General features: G+C 72.8%; 12 protein-coding genes. 4 read left to right on the forward strand and 8 right to left on the reverse strand.

Going from position 1 to position 13,177, the window contains the following annotated elements:
- Window positions 1-171: 171 nt before the first annotated feature.
- The gene (locus HMPREF3159_RS12155) at window positions 172-375 is read right to left on the reverse strand and encodes a cold-shock protein (RefSeq protein WP_010551414.1); all 204 of its coding nucleotides are present in this window, start codon (window positions 373-375) and stop codon (window positions 172-174) included.
- Between the two features lie 272 nt (window positions 376-647).
- Window positions 648-1,625, reverse strand: a complete 978-nt coding sequence (locus HMPREF3159_RS12160; protein WP_070501243.1) for a proteasome assembly chaperone family protein — start codon at window positions 1,623-1,625, stop codon at window positions 648-650.
- 153 nt (window positions 1,626-1,778) lie between these two features.
- On the opposite strand from HMPREF3159_RS12160, the gene HMPREF3159_RS12165 reads away from it, so the two are divergent.
- Complete coding sequence (locus HMPREF3159_RS12165) at window positions 1,779-4,046, forward strand: HelD family protein (RefSeq protein WP_070501244.1); 2,268 nt, start codon at window positions 1,779-1,781, stop codon at window positions 4,044-4,046.
- A gap of 187 nt (window positions 4,047-4,233) precedes the next feature.
- Here HMPREF3159_RS12165 and nrdR read toward each other — a convergent pair whose 3' ends face one another.
- Entirely contained in the window at window positions 4,234-4,722 is a 489-nt protein-coding gene (gene nrdR / locus HMPREF3159_RS12170) for a transcriptional regulator NrdR (RefSeq protein WP_070501245.1), read from the reverse strand.
- Between the two features lie 28 nt (window positions 4,723-4,750).
- Window positions 4,751-5,146 (reverse strand): LysM peptidoglycan-binding domain-containing protein, encoded by a 396-nt coding sequence (locus HMPREF3159_RS12175; RefSeq protein WP_070501246.1) that lies wholly within the window; start codon window positions 5,144-5,146, stop codon window positions 4,751-4,753.
- Window positions 5,147-5,316: 170 nt separating this feature from the next.
- On the opposite strand from HMPREF3159_RS12175, the gene lexA reads away from it, so the two are divergent.
- Window positions 5,317-6,012 carry a transcriptional repressor LexA gene (gene lexA, locus HMPREF3159_RS12180; protein WP_070501247.1) on the forward strand — a complete coding sequence of 232 codons (696 nt, stop codon included), beginning with the start codon at window positions 5,317-5,319 and terminating at the stop codon, window positions 6,010-6,012.
- Between the two features lie 39 nt (window positions 6,013-6,051).
- Here the strand turns inward: lexA and HMPREF3159_RS12185 are convergent, their stop codons facing one another.
- Both HMPREF3159_RS12185 and hflX read right to left on the reverse strand, forming a co-directional pair.
- Window positions 6,052-8,076, reverse strand: a complete 2,025-nt coding sequence (locus HMPREF3159_RS12185) for an ATP-dependent DNA helicase (RefSeq protein WP_070501248.1) — start codon at window positions 8,074-8,076, stop codon at window positions 6,052-6,054.
- A 146-nt stretch (window positions 8,077-8,222) separates the two neighbouring features.
- On the reverse strand, window positions 8,223-9,782 hold the full coding sequence (gene hflX / locus HMPREF3159_RS12190) for a GTPase HflX (RefSeq protein ID WP_070501249.1): 1,560 nt from the start codon (window positions 9,780-9,782) through the stop codon (window positions 8,223-8,225).
- 198 nt (window positions 9,783-9,980) lie between these two features.
- Here hflX and HMPREF3159_RS12195 point away from each other — a divergent pair, with 198 nt between their 5' ends.
- Window positions 9,981-10,595: a class I SAM-dependent methyltransferase gene (locus tag HMPREF3159_RS12195; protein WP_070501250.1), complete on the forward strand. Its 615-nt coding sequence runs from the start codon at window positions 9,981-9,983 to the stop codon at window positions 10,593-10,595.
- 50 nt (window positions 10,596-10,645) lie between these two features.
- On the opposite strand, the gene dapF is transcribed toward HMPREF3159_RS12195, so the two are convergent.
- Both dapF and miaA read right to left on the reverse strand, forming a co-directional pair.
- Entirely contained in the window at window positions 10,646-11,500 is an 855-nt protein-coding gene (dapF, locus tag HMPREF3159_RS12200; RefSeq protein ID WP_070501251.1) for a diaminopimelate epimerase, read from the reverse strand.
- A gap of 9 nt (window positions 11,501-11,509) precedes the next feature.
- Complete coding sequence (gene miaA / locus HMPREF3159_RS12205; protein WP_070501252.1) at window positions 11,510-12,493, reverse strand: tRNA (adenosine(37)-N6)-dimethylallyltransferase MiaA; 984 nt, start codon at window positions 12,491-12,493, stop codon at window positions 11,510-11,512.
- 209 nt (window positions 12,494-12,702) lie between these two features.
- Here miaA and HMPREF3159_RS12210 point away from each other — a divergent pair, with 209 nt between their 5' ends.
- Complete coding sequence (locus HMPREF3159_RS12210) at window positions 12,703-13,125, forward strand: type III secretion system chaperone family protein (protein WP_141748210.1); 423 nt, start codon at window positions 12,703-12,705, stop codon at window positions 13,123-13,125.
- The last annotated feature ends 52 nt before the right edge of the window (window positions 13,126-13,177 follow it).

Below are 13,177 nucleotides of genomic sequence, written 5' to 3' on the forward strand. Positions count from 1 at the left end.
GGCACGGCCCCGGCGCGAGGGCCGCACCACGAGGGCCGCACGCCGCGGGGGACTGCGCGGCGCTGTGCCGTCGACCGCGCCGTCGGACGTGCGGATCATCCCCCGAGGACGACGGACCGGGCAGGAGCGCGATGCTCCTGCCCGGTCCGTGGGTTCACGGGAGTTCCGTGGTCAGAGCGGGCGGACCTGCTCGGCCTGCGGGCCCTTGTCCCCCTGGCTGACCTCGAACTCCACACGCTGACCCTCGTCGAGGGCGCGGTAGCCGTCCATGTCGATCTTGCTGTGATGCACGAAGACGTCTGCGCCGCCTCCGTCGATCTCGATGAATCCGTAGCCCTTTTCGGCGTTGAACCACTTGACCGAGCCCTGTGCCATACCTGTCACCTTCTGTGTCGTCCATCATCGATCGCACGACGCGATCGCGGTGCCGCGTGAAGCCGTCCCCCGCCGGAGCGGGTGGCGCAATGGTGCGTGCCGTACTGCTGTGCCGGAGGCACCGTCGACGGACTTTCCTGCTGGAACTGCATCACCGCAACGCGACCATTCTGACACGACCGTGGCCCGCTTCACACGTCGATGGCGAACACCTGATCACGAAGACATAACGAACTGTGATCGACGGCTCCCTCGAGTCGGCCCAGGGGGGCTCAGCCGTCCCGCGTCCCGTCGCCCGGGTCCTCCTCGTGGTCCGCGAGGAAGCGCTCGAAGTGCTCCCCGATCTCCTCGGCCGTGGGCAGGTCCAGCGTGGTCGCCAGCGGGGAGCGGTCCTCCCCCTCGCTCATCGCGTCGTACTGCTCCTCGAGGGCGCTGACGATCTGGTGGACCTCGCCGTTCTGGGCGAGAGTGCCCTGCAGCGCGACGGTCGCGGCGTCGGTGAGGTCGCCGAGGTGCACGAGCGGGAGGTCGAGCTCGGCGGCGTCGCTCACCCGACGCAGCAGCGCGAGAGCGCCGGCGGGGAAGTCGGTGCGGGTGAGGTAGTGCGGGATCTGGGCGGCGTAGCCCATGGCCGGATGCCCGGCCCTCCCCAGCCGGTTCTCGAGCAGGGAGCTGAAAGCGGCGGGGATCACGAGCTCGGAGGAGCCCTCCTCCCCTTCTGAGGGGTCGGTGCCCGGCGCCGGCGTGGGGCGCGTGCCGGGCCGACCCAGCAGCGAGGGGTCGTTGGCGTGCGCGAACAGACCGATCGGCCGGGTGTGCGGGACCGCCATCGGCACGGCCTGCATGCCCACCACCCGCTCCACCTCGAAGTACTCCACGAGGTCGATGAGCGCCTCGGCGAGCCTCTTCCACTGCAGGTCAGGCTCCGGACCGTCGAGGAAGAGGAAGGGTCGGTCGCTCTCGTCGTACATCAGCCAGAGTGTGATCTCCGGGATCGTGACCTCGGAGAAGGAGGTGCCGTCGAAGGTTGCCTGGGGGCGGGAGCCGCGGTAGTCCAGCAGCTCGTCGGTCTCGAAGGAGACCAGGCGCAGGTGGCGCAGCTCGTCGCGGAGGTAGTCGGCGGCGATGCGGCAGGCGTTGCCGGCGTCGACCATGCCGGGCAGGGCGTGGACGAGGGTGAGTCCGGAACGGGGCACCGCCTCGAGGACCTCGGTCGACTCGAAGCGGTACAGATCTCGGGGATCGCGCATCGGGCTCTCCTCCCTCGCTGCCGTGGAGATGTCGGTGACCTGATGGCACACGCATCCAGGCGGGTCCACCATAATGGACCACCGTGCCTCGCCGACCCCGGGTCCGCCCGGGAGTGCGCGGCAGGAGGAGCAGCGACCGGAGGGGGCAGACCAGTGGACGGGACCGAGGAGCAGGTCGCTCGGGAGGCCGAGGAGCAGGTCGCTCGGGAGATCGCCCGGGAGCAGGAGTACGCCGATCTCCTCTACGCCCGGGTCGACGAGCTGATCACCCACGTCGAGCGGAACCTCGACCGGATCCAGGGGTCGCAGCAGGCCTCGACCCACCAGAACCGCTCCGAGCGCGACTCCTTCATGGCTCTCTACGAGGACCGCCTCGCCCTGCTGCGCTCCGTGTCCCGCAGCGTCGTCTTCGGACGACTGGACATGGACGACGCCGCACGCCACTACATCGGACGCATCGGCCTGTTCACCCCCGAGCGCGAACAGCTGCTGGTGGACTGGCGCGCCCCGGCCGCCGCCGCCTTCTACCGCGCGACCAGCACCGAGCGCCTCGACGTGCGCCTGCGCCGGCACCTGATCAGCCGCGGCCGCACCGTGGTCGGCCTCGAGGACGACGTGCTGGACCAGAGCGTGCTCGAGGATGGGGACCACGACGTGGTCCTCCAGGGCGAGGGGGCGCTGCTCGCCGCCGTCTCCGGCACGCGCACCGGCCGGATGGGCGACATCGTCGCGACCATCCAGGCCGAGCAGGACCGGATCATCCGCTCCGAGAACCGCGGCGTGCTCGTGGTCCAGGGCGGACCGGGCACCGGCAAGACCGCCGTGGCCCTGCACCGCGCCGCCTACCTCCTGTACACCCACCGCCGACGGCTCGAGCACACGGGCGTGCTGATCATGGCGCCCACTCCCGGGTTCCTGCGCTACATCGAACGCGTCCTGCCCAGCCTCGGCGAGTCCGGCGTCGTGATGATGACGCCGGGCGAGATGTTCCCCGGGGTCGAGACGTTCTCCCACGACGCCGACGACGTGGCGCGACTCAAGGGCGATGCCGCGATGGCGGAGCTGCTCTCCCGCGCGGTCAAGCAGCGACAGGCGATCCCCGAGAAGGACGTGAGGCTGCGGATCGACGGCACGCCGCTCGTGCTCACCCGGGACATGCTCCGCGCCGCGCGGCGCGAGGCCCGCGCCACGCACAAGCCCCACAACGCGGCCCGCGCCGTGTTCGTCCGCGCGGCGATGGACCGTCTGGTCGAGGCGTACGAGCGCGCGCTCGTCGCGCAGGGCTCCACGATCGTGCCGGAGGACCGACCGGATCTGCTCTCCGACCTCCGCCACGACCCCGAGGTGAAGCGGCAGCTGAACCTGGCCTGGCTCCCCTACACCCCGCAGGGCTTCCTGCGGATCCTGTTCGCGCGTCCCGACCGTCTGCGGGCAGCGGCGCCGCGCTCCCTCGCCGGTCGGGTCGACCTGCTGGTGCGCCCCAAGGACTCGCCCTGGACGGTCGAGGACGTGCCGCTGCTGGACGAGGTGGCAGAGCTTCTCGGCGAGGACGCCGCCCCGGCCGAGGCGAAGGCCAGGGACGACGCCGAGCGACGCCGGGCGGACGTGGAGTACGCCCGCAAGGTCATCGAGAACATCGACACCTCCGGCATCGTCCGGGCGGAGGACCTCGCCGATCAGGTCGGGCAGATCCGCGACGGCCGCACCCTCGCCGAGCGCGCCTCCTCCGAGCGCTCCTGGACCTACGGCCATGTCGTGGTCGACGAGGCGCAGGAGCACTCCCCGATGAGCTGGCGGGCGCTCATGCGCCGCGCCCCCACCAAGTCCTTCACCGTGGTGGGCGACGTCGCGCAGACCTCCTCCGCCGGCGGCACCGATTCCTGGACCGCGGCGCTGTCCCCCTACATCCAGGACCGGCTCCAGGTGGAGCACCTGACCGTCAACTACCGCACCCCGCGCCGGATCATGGACCGCGCGGTCGCGATGGCACAGGCCCACTCGCTGCCGGTCACCGAGGTCAGCTCGGTCCGGGACGGCGAGGAGGACCCGCTGCTCGAGCAGGTCTCCCCCGCCGAGCTCACCGCGCGCAGCGCCGAGGCGGTGCGCCGCGTGCACGATCGCCTCCCGGGACGGATCGCCGTCATCGCCGCGGCCGAGCGCCTCCGCGATCTCGCCGCCGCGATCGACTCCCTCGAGACCGTGCCGTCGGTCGGCATCGGCTCGGCCGGTGTCGACGACGAGGTCGCCGTGATGACGGCGCAGGACGCGAAGGGCCTGGAGTTCGACATCGTCGTGATCGTGGAGCCGGCGGAGCTGATCGACGCGCACGGCGCGGGCGACCTCTACGTCGCGATGTCGCGCTCCACGCAGCATCTCGGGGTGGTCCACTCACGGGAGCTCCCGGCCGGCATGGCGGGCTGAGCCCTCCGCCGACGCCCCCGGGACCTCAAGGCCCCGGGACGGCGATCGGCGGCCGTGGCTTCCCCTCCACGACCGCCGATCTGATGCGCACCTCGTCGGTGCACGAGGAATATCTTAAGCACAGTCCGGCCCCCTCCTGCACCATGTCCAGGGATCTCTACGGATCCGGGCAGACCGAGGACGGCGCTCAGCCCGTCGCGCCGCCCCCGGAGGTCGCCCCCTGCACCTGGGAGCCCTCGGCGCGCAGCCGCGCGATCGCGGCCTCGAAGTCGTCGAGGGAGTCGAAGTCCTGGTAGACGCTCGCGAAGCGCAGGTAGGCCACGAGGTCCAGCTCCTGGAGCGGCTGCAAGATCGACAGGCCCACCTGATGGGCGTCGATCTCCGCCTGCCCGCTGAGCCGGATGGTCTCCTCGACCCGCTGGGCGAGCAGGGCCAGCTGATCATCGCTGACCGGACGGCCCTGGCACGCCTTGCGGACGCCGGAGATGACCTTCGCCCGACTGAAGGGCTCGCTCACCCCGGACCGCTTGAGGACCGACAGCGACGCGGTCTCCGAGGTGGAGAAGCGTCGCGAGCAGCTGGGGCACTGACGGCGGCGCCGGATCGTCGCACCGTCGTCGGACGTGCGCGAGTCGACGACGCGCGAATCGGGGTGGCGGCAGAACGGACAGTGCATCCGCTCAGGGTACCGGTATGACCCCCGCTCAGCGCGAGGCATCCTCCAGCACGGGCAGCTCGAGCTGCTGACCGGCGGTGATCCGGCCCGTGGGCAGATGGTTGAGGCTGCGGACCTCGTCGACGAACTCGGCCTCGCCCATGCCCTCGGGGGCATGCTCGGCGGCGTAGTCCCAGAGGGTGTCGCCCGCCTCGACCGTGATCACGGCGGGCTGGGCGGACTCGGTGCCGGCGAGGGCGGCGGGGAGGTCGAGCGCGAGGAGGGCGATCGCGGCGACCGCGAGGCCGAGCAGGAAGGCGACGCCCGTGAGGAGGCGCCGCCCGCGGCGGGTCGGCTCGAGTCGAACACGCGGTCGAGCGACGGCCTCGCAGGCCTGCTCGTCCTGCCGCGGGAAGGGAAGGACCGTGGCGGTATGGGTACGCATCTCCGAACTCCTGTTCGATCGAATCTCTGTGCGACTGTAGTCCGCGGCGCTCGCGACACGCAAGAGGAGCATCGAACACATGTTTGGCATCCGCCGCGTGCCGCCCTACGCTGGGCCACGAGGACAACGGAACCCGATGGGTCCGACAGACGACGCCAGGAGACCGCACGATGACGCCGAGCACCCCCAAGCCGACCCGGGCCCGCGGCGAGGCGCCGGCCGACGAGCGCACCGCCGGCCTGACGCGCCGCCAGCGCCTCGTGCTGGAGACGATCAACGAGACCGTCGCCGCGCGCGGCTACCCGCCCTCGATGCGCGAGATCGGCGATGCCGTGGGTCTGACCTCGTCGTCCTCCGTCGCCCACCAGCTGCAGACCCTCGAGCGCAAGGGCTTCCTGCGCCGCGACCCCAAGCGCCCGCGCGCGATGGAGGTCGTGATGCCGGAGGCCGACGACGCCCCTGCCCCGCCCGTCGAGATCGAGCCCGGCGGCAGCTCGGTGAACGTCCCGCTGGTGGGACGGATCGCCGCCGGCATCCCGATCACCGCCGAGGAGCAGGTGGAGGACGTCTTCACCCTTCCCGAGCGCCTGGTCGGCGGTGGGGACCTCTTCCTGCTGCAGGTGGTCGGCGACTCGATGATCGACGCCGCGATCTGCGACGGGGACTGGGTGGTGGTCCGCTCGCAGAGCACCGCGGAGAAGGGCGAGATCGTCGCGGCGATGATCGACGGCGAGGCGACGGTGAAGACCTTCGTGCAGCGCGACGACCACGTGTGGCTGATGCCTCACAACCCGGCCTTCGCCCCGATCCTCGGCGACCACGCCGAGATCCTCGGCAAGGTCGTCGCGGTGCTGCGCTCGGTCTGAGCACCCGGGCTCGCGCGCCTCAGGAGCCCGCGGCGCGCCTCAGTAATCCGCGGCGAGCCTCCGGAGCGCGCCGAGGGCGACCTCGGGGTCGGCCGTCGGCCACAGCGGCGGCATCGACTCGCGCAGGAACGAGCCGTACCGCGCGGTCGACAGCCGCGGATCGAGCACGGCGACCATCCCGCGATCCGTCTCCCGCCGGATCAGCCGCCCCGCCCCCTGGGCCAGCAGCAGCGCGGCGTGCTGGCCGGCGACGGCCATGAAGCCGTTGCCTCCGAGCTGGGCGATCCGCTCCTGCCGGGCCGACATCAGCGGGTCGTCCGGGCGGGGGAACGGGATCCGGTCGATGGTGACCAGGCGCAGCGAGCGGCCGGAGACGTCCACGCCCTGCCACAGAGTGAGCGTGCCGAACAGGCTCGCGTCCTCGTCCTCCCGGAAGGTGCGCACGAGGTTCGCCATGGAGTCCTCGCCCTGCACCGCGACGGTCAGGTCCAGCCGTGCGCGGACGTGCTCGGCGGCGATCTCCGCGCCGCGGCGCGAGGAGAACAGGCACAGCGCTCCCCCGCGCGAGGCCTCCACCAGCTCGGTGAGGTGGTCCAGCATCGCCGGGGAGGGGCCGTCGCGGCCCGGCTGCGGGAGGTGGCGGGCGGTGTAGAGGATGCCCTGGCGGCGGTAGTCGAAGGGGCTGCCCACATCGATGCCCGCCCAGGCCCCGGAGTCCTCGGCGGCGGGGATCTCGTCCTCGGCGACCCGTCCGCGGCGGGCGAGGCCCACCTCCCCGGCGGCCGGCTCGAAGCGGCCGCCGAGGGCGAGCGTCGCGGAGGTCAGCACCACGGTCCGGTCCTCGAGGATCGCACCGCGCATCGCCGCGGCCACGCTCAGCGGCGCGACCTGCAGCGAGGCCCGGCCGGTCGCCTGCCCGCGGGAGACGGAGACGACGTCGTCCTCACCCGGGTCGCTCAGACGCTCGCACACGTCGATGATCTCCTGCAGGTTCGCCCGCACCGTCTTGCGCGCCCCGGCGGAGGAGTCGTCGCCGGCGTCCTTCGCGTCCGAGTGTGCGGTGCGCGCCTCGACGCGGACGTGGCCGACGGCATCGGCGAGCTGATCGGGCAGGTCTCCGAGCACGCGCCCGTCGGGGGCGAGCTCGAGCGCGGCGCGCAGCTCCTCCCCCGCATCGTCCAGCGCGGTCGCCGCGACGCCGAGGCCGCGCAGGTCCCGCACCGCGCCGCGCAGCATGCCGGGGTTGAGGACCTCGGTGACGGCGCTGGTGACCCGGGCGGTGAGGTCATGGGCCTCGTCGAAGACGACGACGTCGTGCTCGGGGATGATGCCGTGGCGGTCGAAGGAGTCGATCGCGAGCAGCGCATGGTTCGTCACGACCACGTCCACCTCGCGCGCGAGCTCGCGGCTGCGCTCGGCGAAGCAGTCCTGGATCATCGGGCAGGAGGTGCCGATGCACTGGTTCCCGGTGACGGACACCTGACGCCAGGCACGGTCCGAGACGGCGTCCTCGAGCGAGTCCCGGTCCCCGGTGTCGGTCTCCTCCGCCCATTCCCGCAGGCGCTTGACCTGGGTGCCGAGCTTCTCGCCGCCGGTGCGGGAGGGGTCCGAGGACGCCTCGGAGAACAGGGCGCCGGGCTCGATCTCGACCGGGTAGCCGCCGGCGATCTTGTGCTTGCACAGGTAGTTCGCGCGCCCCTTGAGCAGCGCGAAGGTGGGGGTGCGCGGCAGGTGCGGGGCGAGCGCCTCGGCGAGCCGCGGCAGGTCCTTGCGCACGATCTGGGTCTGCAGCGCGATCGTCGCCGTGGAGATGACCACGGGGCGCCCGGTGACGAGCGCGTGCCGCATCGCGGGCACCAGATATCCCAGCGACTTGCCGGTGCCGGTGCCCGCCTGGACCAGGAGGTGCCGGCCGCCGGACATCGCCAGGTCGACCGCCTCCGCCATCGTCTGCTGGCCGGGGCGCGGCGAGCCCCCGACGGCGGAGACCGCGGCATCCATCAGGTCCGACAGCGGGACGTCGGCCGCCGCCGGGGCGACGGGATGCTCGGGTGCGGAGGTCATCGGATCAGCGTATCCGCGCGGGCACCGGGACCCGCCGAGGCGCACCCCGGTGTGCCCGATCTCCCGACGCCCGGGGCCTCGGGATCCCCGGGGCACCCGCGGCACCGGATCGTCGGGGCTCCGGGGTCATCCGTCGCACCGCGGCCTCAGGACGAGGTGCGCATCTCCGCGGCGAGGGTCTCGTCCACGAGCGCGTGCACGCGGGTGCCCTCCATGAGGTGCTCCTCGGCGAGGACCTCCCCGGTGGTGTGGGCTCGGGAGACGAGGTCGCCGCGGGAGTACGGCACGACCACGTCGACCTCGACCGCAGGGCGGGGCAGGCGCTCGGCGATCAGCTCGCGCAGCTCCTCGATCCCCTCCCCCGTGCGGGCGGAGACCACGGCGCTGACCTCGACCTGGCTGCGCAGGCGCGCGATGGTCTCGGGCGCGGCGAGATCAGCCTTGTTCAGCACGACGATCTCGGGGACGTCGAAGCCCTCGATCTCGCCGAGCACGGTGCGGACCGCGGTGACCTGCCCCTCGGGGTCGGGATGGGAGGCGTCCACGACGTGCAGAAGCAGGTCCGAGTCGCCCACCTCCTCGAGCGTCGAGCGGAACGCCTCGACCAGCTGCGTGGGCAGGTGGCGCACGAAGCCGACGGTGTCGGCGAAGGTGAACTCGCGCCCGTCCGGGGTGGTGGCGCGGCGGACGGTCGGGTCCAGGGTCGCGAACAACGCGTTCTCGACCAGCACCCCGGCGCCGGTGAGCCGGTTCAGCAGGGAGGACTTCCCGGCGTTGGTGTAGCCGGCGATCGCGACGGCCGGCACCTGGTGGCGGCGGCGGTCGGCGCGCTGCGCCTCGCGTCCGGGGGCCATGAGCCGGATCTCGCGGCGCAGCTTCGCCATCCGGTCTCGGATGCGACGGCGGTCCAGCTCGATCTTCGTCTCGCCCGGGCCGCGAGAGCCCATGCCGGCCCCGGCGCCGCCCACCTGGCCGCCGGCCTGACGGGACATGGACTCGCCCCAGCCGCGCAGACGCGGCAGGAGGTACTCGAGCTGGGCGAGCTCGACCTGGGCCTTGCCCTCCCGGGACTTCGCGTGCTGGGCGAAGATGTCGAGGATCAGGGCCGTACGGTCGATGACCTTGACCTTGACGATGTCCTCGAGGGCGCGGCGCTGACCGGGGGCGAGCTCGCCGTCGGCGATCACGGTGTCCGCCCCGGACTCGGCGACGATGTCGGCGAGCTCGGCGGCCTTGCCCTTGCCCAGGAAGGTCGCGGGGTCGGGGTGGGCACGGCGCTGGAGGATCCCGTCGAGCACCTCGGAGCCGGCAGTCTCGGCGAGCGCGGCGAGCTCGCGCAGGCTCGTCTCGGCCTCGTCGGCGTTGCCGCTGGTGTACAGGCCCGCGAGGACCACTCGCTCCAGGCGCAGCTGGCGGTACTCGACCTCGGAGACGTCCTCGAGCTCGGTGGAGAGCCCGGCGACGCGGCGTAGCGCCTGGCGGTCGGCGAGGTCGTACTGATCGCCGTCAGCCTCCGAGGAGAAGGTGGTGGCCTGGGCGGAGGCGTCGCCGCGGGAGAGGATCCGCTCGGTGAGCGGGTCGCGACGGGGGCCGACGGGTGCGGGGTCCTCCGCTGCGGGAGAGTGCTCGAGGGCCCCGGTCCTTCCCGTGCTGGTCCCGTCGACGTCGAGGTCGGAATCGGGTTCGGGATGGAAGGCGATGGGCACGATCGGGGCACTCCTCTGGGTCGGGTGAAGGGGTCGTCCCAGAATCCCACGTCCCGTCGGCCGGGTCGAGGGATTTTGCGCTGGGCGGAGCCGGATCACGGTCGGATCACGCCCCTCGAGCGCGGGGGACACCCAGGAACAGGGCACGGGCCGCGCCGTGCGTCGCCGTGAGGGGCCGGGGCTCCGTATCCTGCGGGGGTGGACGAGCACTACTTCACCGCGAACCCCTCCGCCCCGGACCGTCGATTCCCGCTGTCCGTGCGCCTGGCCGGGCGGGACCTGGACCTCGTCTCCTCCTCCGCCGTGTTCAGCGGGCACGGGCTCGACAAGGCGACGGCGGTGCTGCTGGACCGGCTCGACGAGGTCGCGGAGCCCCCGGAGGGCGGGACGCTCGTGGACCTCGGCTGCGGCTGGGGGCCGATCGCCCTGACGGCGGCACTGCTGCATCCCGGGGTCGAGGTGTGGGCGGTGGACGTCAGCGAGCGCGCCCGCGAGCTCACCGCCGAGAACGCTCGTCGTGCGGGCGTGGAGAACCTGCGGGTTCTCGCGCCGGAGGAGATCCCCGGGGATCTCGCCCTGGACACCCTGTGGTCGAACCCGCCGATCCGCATCGGGAAGCCGGCGCTGCACGAGCTCCTGCGCGAGTGGACGGCGCGTCTGCGGCCGACGGGCACCGCCGCGCTGGTGGTGGGGAAGAACCTCGGCGCCGACCCGCTCGCGCGCTGGCTCGGCGAGCTGCTGCCCGCGCGGGAGGTCGGCAAGGCGGCGAGCGCGAAGGGCTTCCGGGTGCTGGAGATCGGTCCCGAGAGCTGACGGGGCGGCGGCAGCGCACCCGCTCCGCCGGCGCTCAGGCGCTCAGGCGCTCAGGCGCTCAACAGGGTCGTCCCGTCGGCGACCAGCTGGGCGGGGCCGCTGAGCGTGACCTCCCCCTCCTCGGTCCAGCCCACTTCGAGCCGCCCTCCGGGCACGTCCACCGTCCACGGCGTGCGGGACTCGTCCCCGGCGCGCAGCGCCGCGGCGACCGCGACGGCGGCGACGCCGGTGCCGCAGGAGCGGGTCTCCCCCACCCCGCGCTCGTGGACGCGCATCGCGACGTGGTGCGGACCGCGCTCGCTGACCAGCTCGATGTTCGCCCCCTCCGCGGGCTCCGGGTCCAGGGCGGGCCGGCGTGAGAGATCGAGGCCGTCGAGGTCCGCGTCCGCGGGCAGGAAGGCGACCGCATGGGGGTTGCCCATGTCGACGTCGGTCGCGTTCAGGCGCAGTCCGGCGATCTCGACCGTGCGCGCTTCCGGGACCGTGCGGGAGGCGCCCATGCCGACGCGGACCTGCCAGGGCGCGCCGGGGCCCGTCGGCCGCTCGAGGATCTCGACGGTGCGCACGCCGGCGCGGGTGAGGATCGCGAAGCGGTCCTCGTGCACGTGCCCGGCCCGCTGGAGGTGCGCGGCCAGGACGCGGACCCCGTTGCCGCACATCTCCGCGATCGAGCCGTCGGCGTTGCGGTAGTCCATGAACCATTCGGGGGCGTCGTCAGGGACATCGATCCTGGCGGCGCGGGAGCGGACGGCGCGGATCACGCCGTCGCCGCCGATCCCGGCACGACGGTCGGCGAGCGCGGCGACGCCGGCGGCGTCCAGCTGGAGCCGGCCATCGGGGTCGTCGAGGATCACGAAGTCGTTCTCGGTGCCGTGGCCCTTGGTGAAGTCGACGGGTGCGCTCATGGCGGAAGCCTACGGCCGGGCGTCGCCGACCGCTGTGTCCTGCGCCTCGAGGACGTCGAGCGCCCGCGCGAGGAGGGGGGTGCCGTCCGCGTCCTCGTCCGCGTCGAGCCAGCGCACCCGCGCATCGCGACGGAACCAGGTGTCCTGCTTGCGGACCAGTCGACGGGTGCCGGTGACGGTGTCCTGGATCGCCTGGGCGCAGTCGAGGTTTCCGTCGAGCACGGCCAGGCCCTGCTCGTAGCCGATCGCCCGGCGTGCGGTGAGTCCGCGGTCCAGTCCCATCTCCCGCAGCGCGCGGATCTCCTCGAGCAGTCCGCCCTCGACCATGCGGTCCACGCGCACGGCGATCCGCTCGTGGAGCAGGGCGCGGTCGCGGCGCAGCCCGATCTGCACGGTGGAGGCGTCGGCGTACAGGGGGCGGGGCAGGAAGGCGGTGAAGGGCCGCCCGGTGAGGGCGCCGACCTCGAGGGCGCGCACGATCCGGCGCGCGTCGCGAGGGCCGATGATCCCGGCGGCCTCGGGGTCGCTCGCGGCGAGCTCGCGGTGCAGCGCCTCCGTCCCCTCCTGCGCGATGCGCTGCTCGAGGCGCTCGCGCAGGGCGGCGTCGGTGGGCGGGAACTCGATGTCGTCGAGCACGGCGCGCACGTACAGCCCGGAGCCGCCGACCAGGATCGGCGTCCTGCGCCGGGACCGGATCGCGGCGATCGCCTCACGCGCGTCGCGCTGATAGGCGGAGACGCTGGCCTCCTCGGTGACCTCGAGGACGTCCAGCAGGTGATGGGGCACCCCGGCGCGCTCCTCGGGGGTGACCTTCGCGGTGCCGATGTCCATGCCGCGGTACAGCTGGAGGGCGTCGGCGTTGATCACCTCGCCGTCGAGCTGCCGGGCCAGGGCGATCGCGAGGTCCGACTTGCCCGTCGCGGTCGCGCCCACCACGGCGATCAGCGGCGTGTCCGCCGAGGCGGGGACGGGGTCCTGCGCGCTGTGCTCCACAGCCCGCACTGTAGTCGTGTGGGAGGTGTCACCGGGTGCCCCGGGGCACGGGCCCTGCCCTGTTCCCCGGTGGAGGGAGTAGGGTGATCGGCGATCCTGGCACGGACACGCCTGCCAGGCCCTACGTCCAACGCCCGAGGTGGGAAGTGACTGCACCGAACGAGTCCCCTGTCAGGACGGACTCGGCCACTGGTCTGGCCCCTGTGACCATGGCGAGGCTCGAGGAGAGCCTCACCCGCCATGGCTATGCCTTCGTCGAGGACGATGAGAACGCGGAGATCGTCCGCGCACGCTTCGACGACTACCGCTTCCAGTTCATGCTCACCGGAGAGGATCTCGGCGTGCTGCAGACCCGCGGCCGCTGGAGCCATTCGGTGGACGTCTCGCGCAAGGTCGAGATGGTCAAGCTCTGCAACGAGTGGAACATGAACCGCATCTGGCCGAAGGTCTACGTGCGCCGCGAGTCCGAGGGGCTCCTCGGCGTCTACGGCGAGCTGGCCGCGGACTTCCGCGCCGGCGCCCTCGACTCCCAGATCGACAGCGCGATCAAGTGCGGGCTCAGCACCGTGATCGCCTTCTTCCACAGCCTGGAGGAGCGCCTCGGCGCCGAGCTCGACGACCTCGACACCTGAGGTCCGCCTCCTGCGCAGCACGGGCCGGGGCCCTCGCGAGCGATCGCGAGGG

Origin of the sequence: Brachybacterium sp. HMSC06H03 (assembly GCF_001807385.1) — a bacterium.
Lineage (GTDB): Bacteria > Actinomycetota > Actinomycetes > Actinomycetales > Dermabacteraceae > Brachybacterium > Brachybacterium conglomeratum.

Bases quoted from the DNA above. Each gene is read 5' to 3' on its own strand.
- HMPREF3159_RS12160 (WP_070501243.1), bottom strand. From the start codon at position 1,625: ATGCGCGATCCCCGAGATCTGTACCGCTTCGAGTCGACCGAGGTCCTC.
- HMPREF3159_RS12210 (WP_141748210.1), top strand. From the start codon at position 12,703: ATGGCGAGGCTCGAGGAGAGCCTCACCCGCCATGGCTATGCCTTCGTC.
- HMPREF3159_RS12175 (WP_070501246.1), bottom strand. From the start codon at position 5,146: ATGCGTACCCATACCGCCACGGTCCTTCCCTTCCCGCGGCAGGACGAG.
- HMPREF3159_RS12185 (WP_070501248.1), bottom strand. From the start codon at position 8,076: ATGACCTCCGCACCCGAGCATCCCGTCGCCCCGGCGGCGGCCGACGTC.
- dapF (WP_070501251.1), bottom strand. From the start codon at position 11,500: ATGAGCGCACCCGTCGACTTCACCAAGGGCCACGGCACCGAGAACGAC.
- nrdR (WP_070501245.1), bottom strand. From the start codon at position 4,722: ATGCACTGTCCGTTCTGCCGCCACCCCGATTCGCGCGTCGTCGACTCG.
- HMPREF3159_RS12155 (WP_010551414.1), bottom strand. From the start codon at position 375: ATGGCACAGGGCTCGGTCAAGTGGTTCAACGCCGAAAAGGGCTACGGA.
- lexA (WP_070501247.1), top strand. From the start codon at position 5,317: ATGACGCCGAGCACCCCCAAGCCGACCCGGGCCCGCGGCGAGGCGCCG.